The organism is Staphylococcus simulans, from assembly GCF_047037175.1.
GTDB classification, from domain to species: domain Bacteria; phylum Bacillota; class Bacilli; order Staphylococcales; family Staphylococcaceae; genus Staphylococcus; species Staphylococcus simulans_C.
Map to the genome: position 1 here is coordinate 600975 of NZ_CP178241.1, position 21668 is coordinate 622642.

At 35.2% G+C, this 21668-nt stretch carries 24 protein-coding genes and 1 other RNA gene; 4 read left to right on the forward strand and 21 right to left on the reverse strand.

Annotation, left to right across the window (positions count from 1 at the left end):
• Positions 1 to 6 precede the first annotated feature (6 nt).
• The 12 genes from ACFCT9_RS02780 to ACFCT9_RS02835 form a co-directional block, all read right to left on the reverse strand.
• Complete coding sequence (locus ACFCT9_RS02780; RefSeq protein WP_412520655.1) at positions 7 to 513, reverse strand: N-acetyltransferase family protein; 507 nt, start codon at positions 511 to 513, stop codon at positions 7 to 9.
• A gap of 13 nt (positions 514 to 526) precedes the next feature.
• Positions 527 to 1993 (reverse strand): S41 family peptidase, encoded by a 1467-nt coding sequence (locus ACFCT9_RS02785; protein WP_412520656.1) that lies wholly within the window; start codon positions 1991 to 1993, stop codon positions 527 to 529.
• A gap of 158 nt (positions 1994 to 2151) precedes the next feature.
• On the reverse strand, positions 2152 to 2373 hold the full coding sequence (locus ACFCT9_RS02790) for a YozE family protein (RefSeq protein ID WP_412520657.1): 222 nt from the start codon (positions 2371 to 2373) through the stop codon (positions 2152 to 2154).
• Positions 2373 to 2873, reverse strand: coding sequence for a PTS glucose transporter subunit IIA (locus ACFCT9_RS02795; RefSeq protein ID WP_412520658.1), 501 nt, complete (start codon positions 2871 to 2873; stop codon positions 2373 to 2375). Before ACFCT9_RS02795 ends, ACFCT9_RS02790 begins: the two co-directional genes overlap by 1 nt.
• 2 nt (positions 2874 to 2875) lie before the next feature.
• Positions 2876 to 3310, reverse strand: a complete 435-nt coding sequence (msrB, locus tag ACFCT9_RS02800; protein ID WP_107604619.1) for a peptide-methionine (R)-S-oxide reductase MsrB — start codon at positions 3308 to 3310, stop codon at positions 2876 to 2878.
• Position 3311: 1 nt separating this feature from the next.
• Positions 3312 to 3791, reverse strand: a complete 480-nt coding sequence (msrA, locus tag ACFCT9_RS02805) for a peptide-methionine (S)-S-oxide reductase MsrA (protein ID WP_412521608.1) — start codon at positions 3789 to 3791, stop codon at positions 3312 to 3314.
• A gap of 155 nt (positions 3792 to 3946) precedes the next feature.
• Positions 3947 to 4783 (reverse strand): DegV family protein, encoded by an 837-nt coding sequence (locus tag ACFCT9_RS02810; RefSeq protein ID WP_412520661.1) that lies wholly within the window; start codon positions 4781 to 4783, stop codon positions 3947 to 3949.
• A 14-nt stretch (positions 4784 to 4797) separates the two neighbouring features.
• Positions 4798 to 5277: a dihydrofolate reductase gene (locus ACFCT9_RS02815; protein WP_412520662.1), complete on the reverse strand. Its 480-nt coding sequence runs from the start codon at positions 5275 to 5277 to the stop codon at positions 4798 to 4800.
• A gap of 33 nt (positions 5278 to 5310) precedes the next feature.
• Positions 5311 to 6264, reverse strand: coding sequence for a thymidylate synthase (locus ACFCT9_RS02820; RefSeq protein ID WP_412520664.1), 954 nt, complete (start codon positions 6262 to 6264; stop codon positions 5311 to 5313).
• A gap of 121 nt (positions 6265 to 6385) precedes the next feature.
• Positions 6386 to 6820, reverse strand: a complete 435-nt coding sequence (brxA, locus tag ACFCT9_RS02825) for a bacilliredoxin BrxA (protein WP_412520665.1) — start codon at positions 6818 to 6820, stop codon at positions 6386 to 6388.
• A 90-nt stretch (positions 6821 to 6910) separates the two neighbouring features.
• A complete protein-coding gene (locus tag ACFCT9_RS02830; protein WP_412520666.1) occupies positions 6911 to 8029 on the reverse strand; it encodes a conserved virulence factor C family protein in 1119 nt (372 codons plus the stop codon).
• Between the two features lie 15 nt (positions 8030 to 8044).
• Positions 8045 to 8239, reverse strand: coding sequence for a zinc-finger domain-containing protein (locus ACFCT9_RS02835; RefSeq protein WP_412520667.1), 195 nt, complete (start codon positions 8237 to 8239; stop codon positions 8045 to 8047).
• A 206-nt stretch (positions 8240 to 8445) separates the two neighbouring features.
• Between ACFCT9_RS02835 and ACFCT9_RS02840 the strand changes: the two genes are divergently transcribed.
• A complete protein-coding gene (locus tag ACFCT9_RS02840) occupies positions 8446 to 9153 on the forward strand; it encodes a queuosine precursor transporter (protein WP_412520668.1) in 708 nt (235 codons plus the stop codon).
• A gap of 46 nt (positions 9154 to 9199) precedes the next feature.
• Positions 9200 to 9592: a ribonuclease HI family protein gene (locus ACFCT9_RS02845; protein ID WP_412520670.1), complete on the forward strand. Its 393-nt coding sequence runs from the start codon at positions 9200 to 9202 to the stop codon at positions 9590 to 9592.
• 65 nt (positions 9593 to 9657) lie between these two features.
• Here the strand turns inward: ACFCT9_RS02845 and ACFCT9_RS02850 are convergent, their stop codons facing one another.
• The 8 genes from ACFCT9_RS02850 to ACFCT9_RS02885 form a co-directional block, all read right to left on the reverse strand.
• A complete protein-coding gene (locus ACFCT9_RS02850) occupies positions 9658 to 10545 on the reverse strand; it encodes a 5'-3' exonuclease (protein WP_412520672.1) in 888 nt (295 codons plus the stop codon).
• 19 nt (positions 10546 to 10564) lie between these two features.
• Positions 10565 to 14005 carry a dynamin family protein gene (locus tag ACFCT9_RS02855; protein ID WP_412520674.1) on the reverse strand — a complete coding sequence of 1147 codons (3441 nt, stop codon included), beginning with the start codon at positions 14003 to 14005 and terminating at the stop codon, positions 10565 to 10567.
• 135 nt (positions 14006 to 14140) lie between these two features.
• Positions 14141 to 15037: an EamA family transporter RarD gene (gene rarD, locus ACFCT9_RS02860; protein ID WP_412520675.1), complete on the reverse strand. Its 897-nt coding sequence runs from the start codon at positions 15035 to 15037 to the stop codon at positions 14141 to 14143.
• Positions 15038 to 15064: 27 nt separating this feature from the next.
• On the reverse strand, positions 15065 to 16189 hold the full coding sequence (locus ACFCT9_RS02865) for a THUMP domain-containing class I SAM-dependent RNA methyltransferase (RefSeq protein WP_412520677.1): 1125 nt from the start codon (positions 16187 to 16189) through the stop codon (positions 15065 to 15067).
• Positions 16190 to 16326: 137 nt separating this feature from the next.
• Positions 16327 to 16708: RNase P RNA component class B (gene rnpB / locus ACFCT9_RS02870), an RNA gene on the reverse strand.
• Between the two features lie 94 nt (positions 16709 to 16802).
• On the reverse strand, positions 16803 to 17132 hold the full coding sequence (gene gpsB / locus ACFCT9_RS02875) for a cell division regulator GpsB (RefSeq protein ID WP_412520679.1): 330 nt from the start codon (positions 17130 to 17132) through the stop codon (positions 16803 to 16805).
• Positions 17133 to 17144: 12 nt separating this feature from the next.
• Positions 17145 to 17708, reverse strand: coding sequence for a DUF1273 domain-containing protein (locus ACFCT9_RS02880; RefSeq protein WP_412520681.1), 564 nt, complete (start codon positions 17706 to 17708; stop codon positions 17145 to 17147).
• Complete coding sequence (locus ACFCT9_RS02885; RefSeq protein ID WP_412520683.1) at positions 17701 to 18039, reverse strand: DUF1798 family protein; 339 nt, start codon at positions 18037 to 18039, stop codon at positions 17701 to 17703. Before ACFCT9_RS02885 ends, ACFCT9_RS02880 begins: the two co-directional genes overlap by 8 nt.
• A gap of 275 nt (positions 18040 to 18314) precedes the next feature.
• On the opposite strand from ACFCT9_RS02885, the gene recU reads away from it, so the two are divergent.
• Both recU and ACFCT9_RS02895 read left to right on the forward strand, forming a co-directional pair.
• Positions 18315 to 18941, forward strand: coding sequence for a Holliday junction resolvase RecU (recU, locus tag ACFCT9_RS02890; RefSeq protein WP_412520684.1), 627 nt, complete (start codon positions 18315 to 18317; stop codon positions 18939 to 18941).
• Entirely contained in the window at positions 18938 to 21208 is a 2271-nt protein-coding gene (locus tag ACFCT9_RS02895) for a transglycosylase domain-containing protein (protein ID WP_412520686.1), read from the forward strand. The genes recU and ACFCT9_RS02895 overlap by 4 nt, the downstream gene beginning before the upstream one ends.
• Positions 21209 to 21329: 121 nt before the next feature.
• Here ACFCT9_RS02895 and ACFCT9_RS02900 read toward each other — a convergent pair whose 3' ends face one another.
• Positions 21330 to 21665 carry a YpoC family protein gene (locus ACFCT9_RS02900; protein WP_412520687.1) on the reverse strand — a complete coding sequence of 112 codons (336 nt, stop codon included), beginning with the start codon at positions 21663 to 21665 and terminating at the stop codon, positions 21330 to 21332.
• Positions 21666 to 21668 lie beyond the last annotated feature (3 nt).

Sequence of the window (21668 nt, forward strand, 5' to 3'; positions counted from 1 at the left end):
CTATTCTTATTTTAAAATTCTATAATAGGCATAGAATGATTCTTCCTTGTCAAAAGGATGATAATTTAAATTGGCTTCGCCTACTTTATGAAAACCAAATTTTTCAAATAAGTTTTGGGCGCGTTGATTCGCGGCATACGTATCCGTAAGTAATACGTCTACACCATGATCTAACGCACGTTCAACCGCAAAGTCGAACAATGCAGTTGCTGCGCCTTTATAATTTGCAGAACCTGCAAGTCTATGAATGACGTAAGCGTTCTTTCTATCTATCGGCCATTCTAGTTCATCATACCATTTCGATTGATTCTGGTCGATAACAATATAACCATAAATTGTTTGTGCTTCTTCTAGTACAAATAAAGATTGATTTGCGATATCTTCTTCAAAATGTTCTAGCAAAGGATAGGCTTCATCCCATTGTGGATTGTTGTCTTCTGCCATTATCTGTTTCGCTTCTTCAGTTAATTCAGATACTGCATTTAAGTCCTCTAACTTGGCGTTTCTTATCATAATTTTGCCCCTTTTATTTTAATTTTTTGAGTAAATTATCTAGCATTTCATCTTCTTTATTTGCTTTATCTACTAATTTCTCTGCAAATCTTTGGTTCGTTTCTTTATCAAAAGTACCTGTGACAGATAAATCATTGTCTTTTTGGAAAGCTTCAACTGCAGATTTAAGCTGTGCATCATAGTCGTTATTTTCTTCACCCACTGAATAGTCTAAAGCTTTTAAACCTATCTTAATAGATTTGACATTTTTATCATGGTCGCCCTCTTTGAATGCTTTATCATCAGGAATCATTGAGATAGATTGGTACTTAGGTGATGCAATTTCAACATCTGGTTTAATGCCTTTGCCATGAATATACGTACCATGCGGTGTTAACCATTTCATTTCAGTATATTTCAGTAATGAGCCATCAGCGTATTCTTTCGTTGCTTGCACAATACCTTTACCAAATGTTTTTTCACCGTACACTTTTGCTTTATCATAGTCTTTCATTGCGCCAGTAAACACTTCAGAAGCACTTGCTGAACCTTCATTGACAAGAATAGATACTTCCATATCTTTTGCTTCTTTTAAGGCATCAGTTGGTGTGTCGACTGTTTCTATTTCTTTCCCTTTCTGCAATTTCACAACCGGTTTATTTTTATCAATGAAAATATTAGACATTTTAACAGCTTCATTTAATAAACCGCCTGGATTATTACGTAAGTCTAAGACAATCTTTCTTACACCTTGTTTGTGTGCTTTCATAATTTTTGTTTTCAATTCTGCAGATGTATCTTCTTGGAATTTATTAATTGTAAAGACCCCAACGTCGCCTTCTTTTTTGTATTCAACACTTTTGACGTGGATCTTTTCGCGTTTGATTTTGATATTTTGTTCTTGGTTTGCACGTTTGACAGTTAAAGTTACTTCAGTTCCTTCTTTACCACGCACCATTTTAACTACTTCAGTTAATGATTTACCTTTAATAGATTTACCATCTACTTTAGTTAAAACATCTTTCGGTTGTATACCCGCTTTTTCAGCAGGAGAACCTTTCATTGGACTCGTAACGCTGATTTCTTTGTTGCGTTGCTGCATTTCTGCACCGATACCGACAAAATCTCCTGAAACATCTTCATTAAATGATTTCGTTTCATCTTTAGTCATATATTGTGAATAAGGATCTTTTAATGATTTGACCATACCATTGATTGCGGCTTCTGATAATTTCTCAGAATCTTGTTTCTTATAATAGTCATTAGCCAATGTTTGGTATGTACTTTCCACTTTACTGAATGATTTACTTTGTGAGTCGCTAAGTCCGGAAAATTTATGTGCAATCGTAATCGTCGCAAAAACTGTTAACGCAACGGTCAATAAGAATGCGATGAGACTGAAAGTAATGAATTTCCATCTTTTAATTTTGAATATTTTAGGTGCTTTTTTTGAGTCTTGTTCTTCTGAATGTTGATTGGTTTCATCATTATGTTGTGTCACTCGGATATGCCCCTTTCTTGTTTTACATTGATGTACATCTTATGTACTGTTTTGAATGGATAATTTATTTTACCAAATACAGCACGCGCATCAACTCATAAACGGCTATCATGAAAAAATAAAAGGGCTGGTGCCTACACCAACCCTACGTCAAAAATTTAAAATTTTAACCATTCCTGATATTCGTCAAATAAGTCATCAAATACATACATTGGTGAACTGATTGAAGCTTCAGTTTCTATATAATCTGACAACGTATGAAAATCTGATGCTTGTTTCGGAAAAGCTAAATCATCAAAAATCTGTTCTGCTAATTGACCTTTTTCGTCAGGTCTGCCTCGCACAGTAAGCGCAAATTGATAAAATGAATAATCTTTCATTAAGCCATGTTCACATCAATTACTTTAGTTTCTCCTTTGACTAATAAGTCTTGAGGATGCACTTCAATTTTATCTGCTTGATCTGTATTTGTAATAATGATTGGTGAAATGACTGATTTAGCATTATTTGCGATATAATCTAAGTCAAATTCAACAAGTGGATCTCCAACGTTTACAGTATCGCCGCTTTCTACTAATACTTCGAAACCTTCACCATCTAATTGTACTGTATCTAAACCGATATGAAGCAATAATTCTAACCCGTTTTCAGCTTTTAGACCTAATGCATGTTTAGTTGGGAAAATATTGTCGACTTTACCTTGGATTGGAGATACGACAACGCCTTCGCTTGGGTTGATGCCGAATCCGTCTCCCATCATTTTTTGTGCGAAAACTGGGTCTGGGATATCTTCGATTTTAACGTATTCACCTGAAATGGGTGCGTATACTTCAATTGCTTTATCTACTTCGTTATCTTTACCAAATAATTTTTTAAACATATTTATTTCTCTCCTTGGTTCTTGAAATGTGGAATTAAATCACCATATCCAAGTTCTTCTAATTTATCATAAGGAATAAATTGTACAGCAGCAGAATTAATACAATATCTTAAACCGCCAGTTTCTTTTGGCCCATCATTGAAGACGTGGCCGAGATGACTGTCTTCAGAGCGAACTTCCGTTCTGACCATACCAAATGATTTATCTACAAGTTCAATGATATCATCATCACTTAATGCTTTAGAGAAACTTGGCCAACCACAATCAGAATGGAATTTTTCTTCTGAAGTGAATAGCGGTTTGCCTGAAAGCTTATCGATATAGATTCCTTTTTCGAAATGATTCCAGTATTCATTTTGGAAAGGAGGTTCTGTACCATTTTCTTGAGTAACGAGATATTCCATATCTGTTAATTCATTTTTACTTTTTTTAAGCATTTTACTCCCCCCAATGTCTTTCTATAAAGTCTTTTCTGCCAGAACCTTTTTGGTACTGTTCATAATGCATTGGATTCTTTTTATAATAATCTTGATGATAAGATTCTGCGGGGTAAAAGTTTTTATAAGGTTTTACCGGTGTGATAACTGGTTTATTAAAAATCATTTGTTCATTTAGCTGCTGAATTTTTGAGAGTGCAGCTTGTTCTTGCGCTTCATCATGATAGAAAATGACCGGCTGATAACTTTCACCGCGATCGAAAAACTGCCCGCCATTGTCAGTCGGGTCGAATGTTTTGAAATAAACATCTAATATATTTTCAAATGAAGTGATTTCAGGGTCATATTCAATTTGTACTGCTTCAACATGACCTGTTGTGTTCGTACATACTTCTTCATAAGTTGGATTTTCTACGTGGCCGCCACTGTATCCTGACACGATAGCTTTAATACCAGGATAAGATGTGAATGGTTTTACCATACACCAGAAACAGCCGCCAGCTAATGTTGCATATGCCAAAATATTACCTCCATTCGGCGTTTCGTCATTTTTAAACTTATCATGACTGCATTATATTTTCTATTAGTTTGCTTTGAAATTTGATGTTTATTATGAGCGTTGAGTGTTAGGTAATCCTATTGACGCAAGACGACAAAGCCGACTGCGCCTTGCCCAGTGTGTGTTGAAATCACAGGTGTTGTTGTATTCACTTCAATTTCGATATTGTTTTCTTCCAACGCAAATTGTTGTTTGAACTTATCAACGAAGTCTAACGCATTCGCATGTGCTAATCCAACCTTTTTAATGGTATGGTTTTCAATAAATTGCGCTAACTCTTTTTTAATGGTTTGAATGCTCGATTTTTGCGTACGTGCATTATGCAGAATTTTAATACGTCCATCATCTAATACACCCACAGGTTTTAAACGCATCATATTTCCAATCATACCTTTGGCTTTACCAATACGCCCGCCTTTGATGAGTTGATTTAATTGTCCAATAACGACATAAAGCTTGATGTTGCTTTGTAAATGTTTTAGCTTTTCAAGGATTTCCTCAGTTGATAATCCTTCATTATTCCATTCAACAATGTGCTCAAGTTGGAAACCAAGACCGAAAGATATAGATTTAGAATCAATGACTGTAACTTTAGAATCTGTCATTTGACTGGCTTGATAAGCGGTTTGAAATGTGCCGCTTAATCCAGATGTCATATGGATACTGATAATTTCTGAACCGTCTTTCCCTAATTCGTCATACATTTCAATGAATTTGCCAATAGGAGGTTGACTCGTTTTAATATCTACATCTTCTTCAATTAACTCGATGACACGTTCTGAAGAGATGTCTTGCTGATCAATATATGATTTACCTTCAATGGTTAAATTAAGTGGAATAACATGGATATCATGTTCTTTTAAATACGATTGCGGTAAATCTGTAGTTGAATCTGTAACAATTTTCTTACGCATTTCCATACCTCCTATTACTTTTTACGAACAAGATGTAAGAATGTGTGCGGAATTTTATTTTTTTCATCTTGTTCTCCTTTAACTGAGGACTCAACTTCCCAATCTTCAAATGTGTACGGTGGGAAGAATGTGTCTCCTTGGTATTTATCTTCGATGACTGTGATGTACATATCATCCACTTTATCAATAAACTCTTCGAACAACGCTTGGCCTCCGAAAATGAAAACGTGGCCAGGTAAATCATAAATGTTATCCAGACTGTGAATCACATCGACACCCTCAGGTTGGAATGAAGTGTCACGTGTTAAAACAACATTACGTCTGTTCGGAAGTGGTTTGCCGATAGACTCATAAGTTCTGCGTCCCATTACCAGTGTATTACCAGTACTTAATTTTTTTACATGTTTTAAATCGTTTGGCAAATGCCATGGTAGTTGGTTATCTTTACCGATTACTCTGTTTTGGTCATGCGCAACAAGAATAGAAAGTGTCATATTCTTATCCCCTTTCATAGATTCTAAATGTATTTATACTGCGATAGGCGCTTTAATTCCTGGATGTGATTGATAATTCACGATCTCTAAGTCTTCATATTGAATATCAAAAATAGAACAATCTGCATTAATTTTTAATTGAGGTGGTTCGAAACTTGAACGGCTTAATTGTTTTTTAACAGCATCGATGTGATTTGAATAGATGTGTGCATCACCGATTGTATGCACAAATTCACCGACTTCTAGGCCGCATTCTTTAGCAATTAAATGCGTTAATAAGCTGTAACTGGCGATATTAAACGGTACACCTAAGAATATATCAGCACTGCGTTGGTACAATTGACAGCTGAGTTTGCCATCTTGCACGTAAAATTGGAACATTGTATGACATGGCGGTAAAGCCATCGTATCAATTTCTGCTGGATTCCATGCTGATACGATATGGCGTCTAGATGTAGGGTTTGTTTTAATTTGTTCGATCACTGTCGCAAGTTGATCATAATGTTCGCCATCTGCGCCAACCCAGTCACGCCACTGCTTACCATATACATTCCCTAAATCACCATATTTTTGCGCAAAGGCATCATCATTTAAAATACGAGATTTAAATTTCTCCATTTCTTCTTGATATACCTCATTAAATGATTCATCTGCTAAGGCGCGATGCGCGAAATTTGTCATATCTGGGCCATGATAATCTGCTGATGCTACATACTTTTCAAATGCCCATTCATTCCAAATATTATTATTGTATTGAAGTAAATATTTGATATTTGTGTCGCCTTTTATAAACCAAATCAACTCTGTCGCAACTAGTTTAAAGGAAACTTTTTTAGTTGTTAATAATGGGAATCCTTTACTTAAGTCATAGCGTGCTTGGTGGCCGAATTTAGAAATTGTACCTGTATTTGTACGATCACCACGTTCATTGCCAATTGCTAGTATCTCATTACATAGGTCATGATATGCCGCATCAAATGAATTCATACCTATCTCCTCCTCAATTCATATGTATATCCATTTATAAAAAATGGGACAATTGATGGAACTGAGTCAGCCATCCAATTTGTCCCGTACCTTCGATTATGAAATCAAATTAAGTGATTGATTAACAATTTTCATCGAACATATCTTTGATATCCATACAGATATCTTGAATATCGCGTCCCTCAATATATTCACGAGGCATAAAATGTTTCAATTCTGTACCTTTAAATAAAGCGAAAGAAGGACTTGAAGGTACTTGTTGAATAAATTCTCTCATTTCTTGTGTTGCTTCTTTATCTTGACCAGCAAAGACGGTTACTTTATGGTCAGGTTTTTTATCATTTTGTTCAGCAACTGCAACTGCTGCTGGACGTGCTAAACCAGCTGCACAGCCACATACTGAATTAATGACAACAAATGTAGTTTCATCTGCACCTACATTGTCCATATATTGATCAACTGCTTCTGCAGTTTCTAAACTTTCAAAACCATTTTGTGTTAATTCGCTGCGCATACCTTGCGCAAGTTCTTGCATATATGCTTCATATGGATTCATCTTATACACTCCTCGTTTATTTATAGTTTATTTTACATGAAATAATCAGAAATGTAATCTAATTCAATTGTTGAATGGCTTTCATTTCAGTTATTTATTACGGTTGGCAATTTGTTTCCATACAGAACCTAATGCTTCATCCCCTTTTTCAATACGGGAAATAGCCATTTGGATTTGTAGCTTAACTTCATAGGCCTCATCATCTTCATGTGCTTTTAATGCTGGCAATTGTGCCTCTCCGCCTTCGTCAAAGATAAACATCGCAGCACGCCAACGTACAATCTTTTGCGGGTCATCTAATGCCTTTTCCATTTCTGGCAAGGCAGCTTTAAAGCCTAAATCACTTAAACCGTCACCAGCAGTTCGGCGTACACCAGGGTTTTTATCATGTAAACCTTGATACATATACGGCAATACAGATTCATCTTCTACCATGCTCGCAAGTACTATGGCTTCACGTCGAATCGGAATTTTAGAATGATTTAACGCAGCTTCGATGAGTGGATAATCATCTTGAGTAGGTGTTGGGAAAGACTTCAGCATTCTAAGTTGCGCTTTCCAATCTTCTGCGCTGTTGAATTCATCAACGGTCACATGTTGATAATGTGTTGTAGGCACTACGATATCTGTATTGAGTGCTTCTTGTTTAAGTTCATTGAGTTTATCTTCAGGATATAATGCGATGAGTTCTTCTTCAACATTATCCATCACTTCTTCAAGTTCACCATAACGTGTACCTAAATCTTCCCACTTGCGCATAAATACAACATTATCTTCATCTTTTTGTGTAGAAAGCATCGTATCAACGAAATAGTCAGGCAATTGTCTGCGTTGTTCATCTTTCGTTGTCGTTAATTTAATTTGATAGGGAATGCCTTTAAATTTAAGCACTTCCGCTTTGACTTCACCATAATGCTCATCTGGTGCAGGTGCTTCTGCTGTTTTTGTGTCATGCTCATTACTGAGTGCAGCTGTGATATTTGGAAGTAAAGCTTCCCAGTCAGCTTTTGGTGTTTTATCAACTGCTAGAAAATCAATGACATGGAATATGGATTTGACGCCTTCAACTTCTAGCAATCTGTTGATAAAATCGGGCTGCCCTTCTTTTACCTTTGTATAGGTGGAGGATTGATTGTCCTCTCGCTTTTTATCTAATACCACTTTCATGGTATTCGGACTTGGCGTTGGTTCTATACGAACGATTTCCATCAAAAATACCTCCAATTATTGTAGTTCATTACCAAACTGCTTGATTTGTTTGCCTACTGAACATTCATAAATACAAAAATGATGTGCATAGGTTTTACCTTTGGTTTTGCGATGATATGTTTTTAACTCACAATTTTTACAGTAGGTGTTCAATAAATCATCTATGGAATCAAGCGCTCTTTTTTCGGATTTTGAAAAAATAATCGTCACTCCCTTTATCCTTCATTAATCCCATTTTAAATGGTTTAAGGACGATTAATTTAGCCTCATTATATCATGCGTAAGACTTTACTTCATCTATCGAATTTTTAGATTTAACTAAATGGACATTGCATTTAAAGTATAATTTCTATAGAATATATGAGTTGAGTTGCGGTTTCTAAACACCCGCATTAACAAAATTTAGGAGGTTAATTATGTTTTATAATGAAATATTAGGTGTTATCGCCTTTCTTGTGACCTTTACCTTAATGGTCGCTATGTATCGCTTGTTTGGTAAACAAGGTTTGATTTCTTGGGTAGCGATTGGTACGATTATCGCCAACATTCAAGTGATCAAAACTGTAGACATCTTTACGATTTCTGCGACGTTAGGAAACGTTATGTTTGCGTCTATCTATTTAGCAACAGATATTTTAAACGATATTTATGGACGCAAAGTCGCAAAAAGAGCAGTCTGGATGGGCTTTAGTTCATCGTTAGTTATGATTATATTAATGCAGTTATCTCTGCATTTCATTCCTGCTCCAGAAGATATGGCACAAAAAGCATTAAGTACAATTTTTAATATTGTTCCTAGAATTGCGTTAGGTTCGATTATTGCTTACATCATCGGACAGCACATTGATGTCTTTATCTTCAATGCGATTAAAAAAGTTTTTAAGTCAGATCGTACGTTTGCGATTCGTGCATATGGCAGTACGACGTTAAGTTCTATCATTGATACTGCGTTGTTCGTAGCAATCGCATTCATCGGTTTATTACCAGCTGGTGCAGTTTTTGAAATTTTTATTACAACATATTTCTTGAAACTGCTTGCGACACTTTTAAATGTTCCATTTGGTTATTGGGCTAAATCAATGTACCGTAAAGGTAAAATTCAATCTAAAGATGAAGGTTACTAATTCAGGGTATGTATAATAAAGTATTGAATTAAGGATGGTATGGTGTATGGCTAAAATATTTTTTGATGCAGCAGTAAAAGGTAATCCAGGACCAGCATCAATTGCAGCAACAATAATTGAAGATAGTAATCATCAAACTTTCACGCAAGACATTGATCCTACAGATAATCATTCAGCTGAGTGGCAAGCTTTTAATTTTGCGTTAGATTGCGCAATAGAATTAAAAGTATCCACTGCATTGATTTATACGGATTCAAAGTTGATTACTGACAGTTTAGATAAAGGCTTTGCTAAAAATGAGAAGTTTAAAGGTTATTTAGTGGAAGCTGCTAAGAAAATGAAAGCATTTGATTTATGCCTAATTGATTGGATTCCTAGAGCACAAAATAAAGAGGCCAATCATCATGCGCAACAAGCGTTATATCAACAGTTGAAATAAAGTAAAACGGGAGGACGTATGCACAGTTTGAAATTGTGCATATGCCCTCCCGTTTTTTGATTGGTTTAAAAAGGTAGAAATTCTCGTTCAATAAATTTCTTTGAAACTTTCAAGTCATGTGTATCTAAAACATTGAAAATATCAATGAAATCAAGATGATACTGCATTTGATTAAACAACGCAGCAACATCTAATGGGACATTGGTGTGTATTTCAGCTAGTTGTTTTGATAGTTTCAAATCATCTAATTGACTAATGATCTTCTTTTGTTGTGCTGGTGTCAGTTCATCTATGTGATTAATGACATTTTCAACAGATTGATATTTCAAAATTAATTTGTGTGCTGTTTTTTCACCGATACCTTTTACACCAGGGTAACCATCAGCTGTATCGCCCATAAATGCTTTGATGTCGATGAGTTGAAGCGGATGCAACTGATATTCTTCTTGATAACGCGTTAAATCATAGCGGTTATAGATATTGAATCCTTTTTTAGTCAACCACACTTCAACATTTTGGTTAATACATTGTAAGATATCTTTATCTCCAGTTACAATGTACACTTCGTTATCTTCTGAAAGTTTTCTGCTAAGTGTTCCGATAACATCATCGGCTTCATAATTTTTAACACCGATATTCACAAAACCTAAGGCATTTGAGATATCTTGAACTAAATCAAATTGCGGTATCAATTCATCTGGTGGTGCAGGTCTATGCTGTTTATAATCCGCAAACATATCATTTCTGAAAGTTTGTTGTCCCATATCCCAACATACCGCAATATGCGTAGGCTGGATATCATCTATCGCTGAAAAGATGTGTCGGACAAATCCTTGCACACCATTTGTTGGTACGCCTTTTGTATTTCTCATGAATTGGTGGTGAATGCTTGTCGCATAGAAATGGCGGAATAATAACGCCATTCCATCTACAAGCAATACTTTGTTTGTCATACTACTTCCTCTTTCTAAATTATATAATGTCTTTTAACTGACGGTTCGCTGCGTCAATTTGTTGAATCAAGCTATTATCAATTTTAACATTCAATAATGAATTTGCTTGAGCATACACTTCATCAGACAGTGCATTCAATTGTTGGTCAGCAGTTTTGCCCATGTAAGAGACTTGTTGTTCTAATTCTTGTCTCAATTGACTGAGGTTGCTTTGAAGTAAATCTACAGTATCCATAGTGATTTGTTCCTGTAATTCTTTTTGTGACTTCAATTGTAATAAACGTTTTTTCGTCAATTTTTTAGGTAGATGTTCGAACATTTCATTGAAGTCAATGTGCATTGTTGTAATTTTATCTTTATCCATTTCAATACTAAATTGTGGTTGTATTAAAATGTGTAGTTGATTCAATTGTTTTACAACAGGTGCCAGTTGATCTTCTAGTTGTTTATTGAAGAACTTTTTGATACGTTCTGCGATTAATGTCTGTTCCATGTATAAGCGACCGTGTATTTGCTCAAGATAAGTTTTAACCGCATCTCGTTTTTCTGTTTCAAAGTCTTTATTTTTCGTCATTTGACCATTGAATACAGTGCGTACTTCATCAAATAATTGAATTTTTAAACGCTCATTCAAATGATAGACTTGATCTTCTACTTCATTATAAGTATGTTGTTTCGTTGTTTTTAAAGTTGTATTTGGAATTGCGCCATTTTGTTCGACCTTTCTTACCTCTTGTTGACGTTTTTCCATTTCTTCACGGTTATTTTGATAGTCTTCAGACATTTGTGTGTAAGACGCACTGATTTGTTCGAGTTGACCTTTCATTTGTTGCTGTAAAACAACTTTGGACTCTACTTCTGCGAAATAATCCAGACTCTCTTTCAGTTTCGTTAATCCTTCATCGCCTTCTTTTAAAGCTCGACGACTTGAAACACTGTAAATATCTGCAGGCATGTTAACTTGTTGTAATGCATCATTGACGTAATCTTCTACAGCCTCTAAATCTTCTGTAGATTCCGCTAAATCTACTGCGTTGATAATCATCTTGAATGTTTGATTTTCATTCAGTTGATTCATCTCTTTCATATATTCGATAAAGGCTTTGTCGTTATCTGTGAATGAATGATTGAAGTAACTCACATATAAAATCAAATCAGAAGATGTTAAGATTTTTTCGGTTTCATTTGAGTGACGTTGGTTGTTTGAATAAAGACCTAAAGAGTCTACAATAATTTTATTTTTTAACCAGTCTATTGGTAAATTTAAATGGACAGTTTCCACAAATGCAGCATATTCATCTTGTGCACTCCACTTTTTCACTTCATCTTGACTGATGTCATGTTGATAACCGTCTTTAATCATATTTTGGTATACATCTAATTGTTCTTTTACCGCATTCACAAATGCTAGCTGCTCTTTTTTCAATGAATGTTTTAGTTCTGTTGTGTCTGTCGCTTTAAAGTCTTCTAAACTATCAAAGTGGAACTTTTGTGATTCCACTAATTGATTTAATTCCGCGAGTAATTGAGGTGCTTGTTTTAACGTAATCGCACTTGAATTACCATAAGACAATTCTGTAGTTGCTGCAGTTGTTGGATTTGGAGAACTTACTAAGTAATGATCACCTAACAACGCATTGATTAAACTACTCTTACCTGCACTGAACGTACCAAAGACACCAATTTTAACGATTTGTTGATCCATGCGATCAATCGCGGCTTTTAAATCTGATTTTGTTTGTTCAAATAAAGGCACAGGATCAATAATGTCAATGCCTCGCTTAATAGTTTCAACATCGATATCAGATTTTAATTCAGATTTTTGTTTAGTCTGGTTGATTTGCTTTTTCGGTGTTTCTAATTCTTCTTTGGTATACGTGATTTCAGTACGGTCAATTAATTTATCTAAGGAATCATCTAGATGGATATAATAATGTTGATAGTTTCTTGTAATTAATGACTCGCGTAGTTTACGCAGTTCGATATATTTTTCGTAATCGTTTTGGTCTGTACCTTCTTCATCATCTACATGTTGTGTTTCAGCATTTTCAATTGCACGTTTTAACAAGGGTTCAGATTCTTTTTTTATAAAGCGATGTATGGCTTTAACAACGTCGTCACAGAAGTTAAGTACATAAGCGTTACTGATGCTCATCTGTTCTTGATATAAATCCGTTACTAATGATGATGGAATTTCATAATGTTGGTTTAAAATTGATTGGTTGACGTCTGTTTGATTGATGAAGCGTGTTAAGAATGACATGTCTTCACGCATTGGTTGTCTGATTTGCTGATTTACAATATCTTGTAATGTAGCCATCACGTTTTGAAGTCTTTCTTCTCTTGCTTCTTCAGTTTTCTTTTTCTTGTTAAAGAATCCGCCAACCTTGAATGTTTTGACTTGGCTTTCTAAGTAAAGACGAATTTTTTCGCGCATGTCATGCGGCATTAAGTATGCATTTTCTAAAATGTTTTTTCGTTGATAATCCAAATACTTATATAACTTTTCAGGGTCATTCAATAGTTGCGCTTCTTCACTTACTGATTGATTTTGCTGGAAGTTTAAATAAGCTTGATCAAATTGAGAAGCTTCAATATCTAAATTGGCTAAGATATCTTGCATTTCTGCTTGAATATATGATTTTTGGTCATCTGTAATAAATTGTGTGATTCTTTCAATATAATCTTCCATTGATTCACGATGTGTATCTTGTTCAATTAAGAAATCAGAGAGTGCATCGATTTGGTTTTCTGGATGGTCATATTTTGACACATAATATGTTTTTAATAGTTCTAAGTCCCACTCATCTACCGCATGTTGAATATTTTGTTTGAAAGCTTCGAATGAAAGCTCCTCATCATTATGTTTATCAATTTGATTAATCACAAAGACGACAGGAATGCCTGCGTGATTCAAACGTTTCATAAATTGGAAATTCATTGCGGATTGTACATGGTTATAATCTACCGTATAGAAAATAATATTGCTGGTAAACATGAATTGTTCTGTTGATGCTTGGTGTAATGAGACATTTGAGTCAACACCTGGTGTATCTTGCAATGTAAATCCTTTTTTGAATTTATCGGATTCGAAGCGGATTTCAACAGACTCTACATCCCCATTTTGTCTGTTTAATTGTTTCACTTCATCATAATTGTTTAATCGCGTATATTGTTGACCTTCTAAATTTGCGATAATTTCATTTTTATCCGCGACACTGACGATTGCAGTATTGCTGGTTGTCGGTACTGGAGAACTTGGTAAGATTTCCTGCTCAAGCAGTAAGTTGATTAACGTTGATTTACCCGCTGAAAAATGGCCGACAAAAGTTAATGTATATTGATCTAGATAGACTTTCTTAATCACTTGATTAATAATATGGACTAAGTCTTGGTGATTAGATTTTTCGACTTCTTTCTTTAATTTATATAAAATATCTAATTGGTTGTTACTCGTCATAGAATATGTACCCCTTTATAAATAACATTGACTTAATTGTATACTAAAAGCGCTTTACTCTAAAGGATTAAAATCGATGATATACATAATAAAAAAGATGCATCTGACTGATTTCTAGTCAAATGCATCTTAATATTAAAGACCTGGATTATTTGCACGCTTAATTTGAATGTAGCGAGATAAGCTGTAAACGATAATTCCAGCCCAAATAAAGATAAAGGTAACGAACTGATTTGTATCGAAAGGTTCTTTATAAATAAAGATACCTAAAATGAAGATTAATGTCGGACCGATATATTGAATGAATCCCATTAATGATAAAGGTATTCTTCTTGCGCCTGCAGAGAATGAAATTAATGGAATTGCTGTAATTGCCCCTGAGAATAATAACCAGAATGTCGGCATATTAAGACCGATGGTTGTTTGATGTGTGAACCATAAATAAATGATATAAATCACAGCAGCCGGTGTTGTGACAATACATTCAAATGTGATACTACTTAAAGCATCAATCGGTACGATTTTCTTAAGTAAACCATAAAATCCGAATGAAACTGCCAAGATGATAGAAACAATCGGAAATTCTCCGATTTTCAAGGTCATATAAAGAACCCCGATGAAAGCAAGGAGAATAGCTAACCATTCTAACTTATTGAATTTTTCTTTCATAAAGATCATCGCCAGCAGAATACTGACCAGTGGATTAATATAATAACCTAAGCTCGCTTGGAGTACATGGTTATTATTAACGGCCCAAATAAATGTGCCCCAGTTAATCGTAATAATATAGCCGGCTATGATAATAGCCCACAGTTGTTTGGTTGTTAAACCTTTTATACCATTCACGAATTGCGAACGTTTCCCCATAGCCAAGATTAATACAACCATAAAAATCATGGATAGTATAATACGATAGGATAGAATTTCAAACGGACTGATATCATTGAGCAACGACCAATAAATTGGTAATGTCCCCCAAAGGACATAGGCAATAATGGAGTATACTATGCCGCGTTTAAATTCTTGATTCATCTAAGTCACCCCAATTTTTCAATCTATTTATTTTTTCTTAGCCCAATATTGATAATACGTACATTCAATATAACCATTGAAGAGCTTTCTGCGTTTTGTAGCTTTTTGTTGTGTTAAAAATTCAAATTCTTTATTGCTTGTTAGAATGTATTCAGATAAGTTTTGATGTTGACGCATCAACTTGCCAAGATAGCGATACATTTCTTCAACTTCTTCTCTATCCCCGATACGTTCACCATATGGCGGGTTGCCGATTAGTGCAATCGGTTGATTAGTATGGATATCTAATGTGTTAACATCTTTAACGCCGAATTGAATGACTTCACTCAAGCCAACTTCTTCAGCGTTACGTATCGCAATCTCTACCATATCTGGATCGATATCATAAGCATATACTTCAACTTCTTTATCGTAATCTGCTTGTTGATCAGCTTCATCACGTAATTGTTCATACAGATTATCAGGCATGATATCCCATTGTTCTGAAACAAATGAACGGTTGAAGCCAGGTGCAATATTTTGAGCAATTAAACATGCTTCAATCGCAATCGTACCTGAACCGCAAAACGGATCGATTAATGGTGTATTGCCATCCCAGTTCGCTAAGCGAATCAGCGCAGCAGCCAATGTTTCTTTAATCGGTGCTTCTCCTTGCGCCAGTCTGTAGCCACGTTTGTTTAAACCTGAACCAGAAGTATCAATCGTTAAGAGTGCTTCATCTTTATGAATCGCTACTTCTAAAGGATATTTGCTTCCTGTTTCTTCTAACCATCCTTTATGTGAATAAGCATCTTTTAAACGTTCGACGATTGCTTTTTTAACAATGGCTTGAACATCAGGGACACTGTGAAGCGTAGATTTGACACTTCGGCCTTGTACCGGGAAGTTCCCATCTTCTGTAATGATTGTTTCCCAAGGCAATGCTTTGGTTTGTTCGAATAAATCTTCGAATGTTGTTGCTTTAAAACGGCCCATCACTAAACGTACTCTGTCAGCAGTACGCAGCCATAAATTACATTTGGCAATCGCAGTTTCATCGCCCTCGAAGAAAATTCTTCCGTTTTCCACTGTTGTTTCGTAGCCTAGTGCATTGACTTCTTTTGCGACGACAGCTTCAAGTCCCATCGGACATACGGCTAATAATTGATACATATGCGTTGACCTTCCTTCTATTTTTGTTGATTTACTTTATTATTGTAGCAAATTTTGATGCGGTAATATATGAGTAGTCAAAGAGTTTACAAAATAAAAAAGCTCTCCAATCTGGAGAGCTGAACTAGTGAGGATATTTCTATAAGCCATGTTCTGTACCTTAGTACTGCTGACGTGCACTAGTAGTCACTCGTACGCCGGTGGTAACCATCTGTCTGGAATAAGTATTTACGCATACCTATTCCCTCATTTATACGTTGAATTCCGCTAAATAAGTGCTCCTACCAAATTTGGATTGCTCACTCGAGGGGTTTACCGCGTTCCACCCTTTACATTTCTGTAAAGGCTCCGTCACTGTGGCACTTTCAAGCTACTTTAATCATATCTGAAAGACTTAGATTATTTCACTGCCGTCTTATAGCCTTGACTTATTGTTTCATCAAGCACGAACACTACAATCATCTCAGATTGTGTGAGCATGGACTTTCCTCTATATTGCTATAGCGATTACCCGAAATATCACTTCTTAAAATTATAGCATGGTTCTTCATCTATGGTAAAGCTAATAAAAAAAGCTCAACTTTTCAGATTTCGAACCATATACTAGAATTTACTATTTTCCAAATACTGCTTTTTCTAAGTTAGAGATACGTTTAAGAATATCTACGTTATTAGTACTTGTGTTTGAAGAAAAGCTTTTGTTTTCTTGTGGTCTAGAAGTTGCTACACGTAAACGTAACTCTTCAAGTTCTTTTTTTAACTTATGATTTTCTTCATTTAGTTTAACGACTTCATTATTCATGTCTGCCATTTTCTGATAGTCTGCGATGATGTCATCTAAAAATGCATCTACTTCTTCCCTTCTATAGCCGCGTGCAAGGGTTTTTTCGAAGTCTTTCTCATAAATATCTTTTGCTGATAATTTTAAAGATACATCTGCCATTTTTTCTCCACCTCATTCGAAACTTTCTTCAGACCACTGTATATCACTGATGAATGTATTGATTTCATCAAACGTTACAACATCATAAGTATAGTTTGTTTGTTCTGCAAAATCAACTAACATCTTTTTAAAGAATTTTGGACTTGCTTCTTGTTCTTCATCATATATTAAAACAGTCATATCAGTATGGTCTAAAATAAATTGATCTGTTTGTTTGAATTGAAAAGGTCCTTCATAGGGTGCATGATGTACTGAATCATGAAAATCAGCATGATCAATCAATTGTTGATACTTCAGCTGATTTTGTTCGTTCCAACGCTCGGTATGATTTTGAAACGGTGTAATCACTCCGAGTTTTAATTCAGGATACTCTGATTGTAGTTCAAATACAACATCAGCTGTCCACATTTCAATTCCTAATTGTCCTTGTATCAATACCCATTCTAAACCTTCCTCAATCAAGTTTTGCAATTTATTTTTTATGAATAATTTAAGGTATTTTACTTCCGGTGCATCATCCTTAAATATATTTAATTCATAGGATTTATAGCCGGTGACATATGCTGTTTTAACCATACTGTGTTTCACTTTCCTTTATATAGTTTAAGTCATAGTTCACACTTTTTAGTTTATCCATAAAGAGTTTACGGCTTGCTGAAGCATAATGGCATTCAACTGAAAGCCGTTCCAAGTTTTCTTTCATCATTTGATACTTCAACTGGTTCATATATGGAAGCGCAACAATATTTTCAGTATACCCATCCAACTGATTTAATAAGTGATCCATTTCATACGCAAAAGGCATCACATCATTTTTAAAATCATACATTTTACCTTCTCTTGCATCTTCATATCTTTGTTTTATAGTATGTGTTTGCTCTATTAATGTTGAAATTATGGTATACAATTTCATTCCGCCTCCTTCACATTTAAATTATCATATAATCTTAAGTACGTCATTTCAGAAAACCTGTCAATCCCTATGATATAAGGGTTCAATATTGTTAAATCGCCTGATTAACGTTAAAATAAATGACATATACACAAACTAATTTTTTCGTAAATACTTATACAAAGATGATGCGGCAGACTTTCTATTGAAATAAGCATAGAGTGTTTGCATCTCACTGTAAGTTGTGTATAATTATTACGGTTTAAAAACCTGTTGGTGTGGTGAAACAAATGAATTATCCAAATGGTAAACCATTTAATAGAAATAAGACTAAAGTTGGACGCACAAACCCGCTGGATTCAAGTAAAATCAAGTATGGCGGACGTGGGATGACTTTAGAAAAGGAAATCGAATTATCAAACGATTACTACCTTTCTACAGGTAAAGCAGTAATACACAAAAAACCGACACCCGTTCAAATCGTAAATGTTTCTTATCCAAAGCGTAGTAAAGCTGTGATTAAAGAAGCATATTTCCGCACCCCATCTACAACTGATTATAACGGCATTTATAATGGTCGTTATATTGATTTTGAAGCGAAAGAAACACAAAGCACGACGTCTTTTCCATTACAAAATATTCACGAACACCAAGTTGCGCATATGAAATCATGCTATGAACAAAACGGAATCGTATTTCTTTTAATTCGTTTTAAAGCATTAGATGAAGTTTATATGCTGCCTTATCGTTCCTTTGAAGATTTTTGGCAAAGACATCAAAATAACATCAGAAAATCAATTACAGTTGAAGAAATAAGAAAAAATGGTTACCATATTCCTTATCAGTATCAACCACGATTGAATTACCTCAAAGCCGTTGATAAGTTGATATTAGATGAAAGTGAGGACCGCGTATGACGGAAAGAAAGAAGACTTCCAATTCTAAGAATGGCAAGTCTGGTAAAAAACAGAATAGGAATATTAAGAGGACAATTATTAAGATTATTGGCTTCATTTTAATTGCATTTATTGTCTTAGCCTTAGTTGGTGTTCTTTTATTCGCTTATTATGCTTGGAAAGCGCCAGCGTTTTCTGATGCGAAATTAAAAGACCCTATACCAGCCAAGATTTATGATAAAGATGGCAAGTTAGTCAAAACGCTTGATAACGGTCAAAGACGTGCACACGTGGACTTAAAAGATGTTCCGCAAAACATGAAAGATGCTGTCCTAGCTACTGAAGATAACCGTTTCTATAAGCATGGTGCTTTAGACTATAAACGTTTATTCGGTGCAGTCGGCAAAAACATTACAGGCGGTTTCGGTTCACAAGGTGCCTCAACTTTAACGCAACAAGTTGTTAAACGTTCATTCTTGACTGATCAAAAGTCAATTGGCCGTAAAGCACAAGAAGCATACTTATCTTATCGTTTAGAACAAGAGTACAGTAAAGATGAGATTTTCCAAATCTACTTAAACAAAATTTACTACTCTGACGGCGTTTATGGGATTAAAGCAGCTGCTAAATATTACTTCAATAAAGATTTGAAAGATTTAAATTTAGCTGAGGAAGCGTACTTAGCTGGTTTACCGCAAGTACCAAACTTATACAATGTGTATGATAATCCTAAAGAAGCGGAATCTCGTAAAGATACTGTATTATACTTAATGCATTATCATAAACGTATTTCTGAACAAGATATGAAAAAAGCGCAAGATACACCAATTCAGAAGAACTTAGTGAAACGTAGCGCTGATGACCGTGCAATCAAGCCGGATAATGCTGATCCTGAGTATAACTCTTATGTGAACTTTGTTAAATCTGAGTTGATGGCACATCCTGAGTTCCAAGACAAAAACCTTGGTGAACTCATGAATAGTGGTATTAAGATTTATACTAATATGGATGCTGGTGTTCAAAAAGCATTACAAAACCGTATCGATAACGGCAATTATTATAAGAACGAAGATCAACAAGTCGGTTCAACAATTGTTGACAGTAAGAGCGGTGGATTAGTCGCAATTTCAGGCGGCAGACACTTTAAAGATGTCGTCGACCGAAACCAAGCAACAGATGCCCACCCTACTGGTTCTTCATTAAAACCGTTCTTAGCATATGGACCTGCCATTGAAAACATGCAATGGGCGACAAACCATGAACTTCAAGATGAATCAGAATACATGGTTGATGGTACAACATTTAGAAACTATGATACGAAGAGTCATGGTAATGTCACACTTTATGATGCATTACGTCAAAGTTTCAACATTCCAGCATTAAAAGCTTGGCAACAAACCAAACAAGATGCTGGTCAAGATGCACCTAAGAAATTTGCAGATAAAGTCGGCTTGAAATACGAAGGCGAAATTGGTCCATCTGAAGTACTTGGTGGTTCATCATCTGAATTCTCACCTACTGATTTAGCTTCTGCATTTGCAACATTAGCTAACGGCGGTGAATATAATCAAGCACATGGTATCTCTAAAGTGGTTGACCAAGATGGCAATACGACTGAATTTGATCACAAACATCACAGAGCAATGCATGACTACACAGCATACATGCTTTCAGAAGTACTGAAAGGTACATTTGAAGCTTGGGGTTCTGCATATGGTCATGGCGTATCTGGTGTTAACTTAGCAGCCAAAACTGGTACAGGTACTTATGGTTCAGAAACTTACCAACAATACAACTTACCTGATAATGCAGCGAAAGATGTATGGATTAATGGTTTCACACCTAAATACTCAATGTCAGTTTGGATGGGCTTCAATAAAGTTAAACAATATGGTCAAAACTCATTCGTTGGACATAACGAACAAGAATATCCACAATACTTGCTTGAAGATGTTATGTCAGACATCAGTCCAAGAGATGGAGAAGATTTCCAACGTCCTGGTTCAGTTAACGGATCAAGCAAATCTGACTTATACGTTGCTAGCAACCCTGACCACAATACAACTAACCGTAAAGTAAATGCTAATGGTTCAACTGAAGGTGGCAGCAGTAATAACAGACAACAAGGTTCAAACAACAGAAGCCAAAACTTTGGTAACAATAACCAACAAGGTCAAGGCAACAACCAACAAGGACAAGGCAATAATCAACAAGGCGATAATCAAAATGGCAATGCTCTATCAAGATTCTTTAATCTTCATGCCATTTTCAACAACAAAGCTTCATAAATTATAAAAGTGCAGTAGCTCAGTTTTCTGAGCACTGCACTTTTTCTATACATACACAATATTAAGAGGACATGTTTGAACCGAAATCAAACATGTCCTCTATTTTTTATTCACGCGTTACTTATGAACGATTTTGATGTGATTGTCTAGCTTTATAAGCAGCATTCATTTTAATTAATTCGCTGATGAGTGTTTTCATTTGGCGATAACCCATAAAATGATGTTTACGTTGATGGATATAATCAAAGCGTTCTTGGAAATTAATCGGCACGACATGATACGTATCTAACTGATCATAATTAATCGTTTCAATCTGATTAATTTGACAAAAATAGCTTTCAATTAAAGCTAAATATTCATCAAGTAATGTCTTACCTTGTTCTGATGTCAATTGCTTCTGTTTAGCGTAGACATCGATTTGATTTTCTAAAGCTTCGAAATCAGATTTTGTAATCAAAGA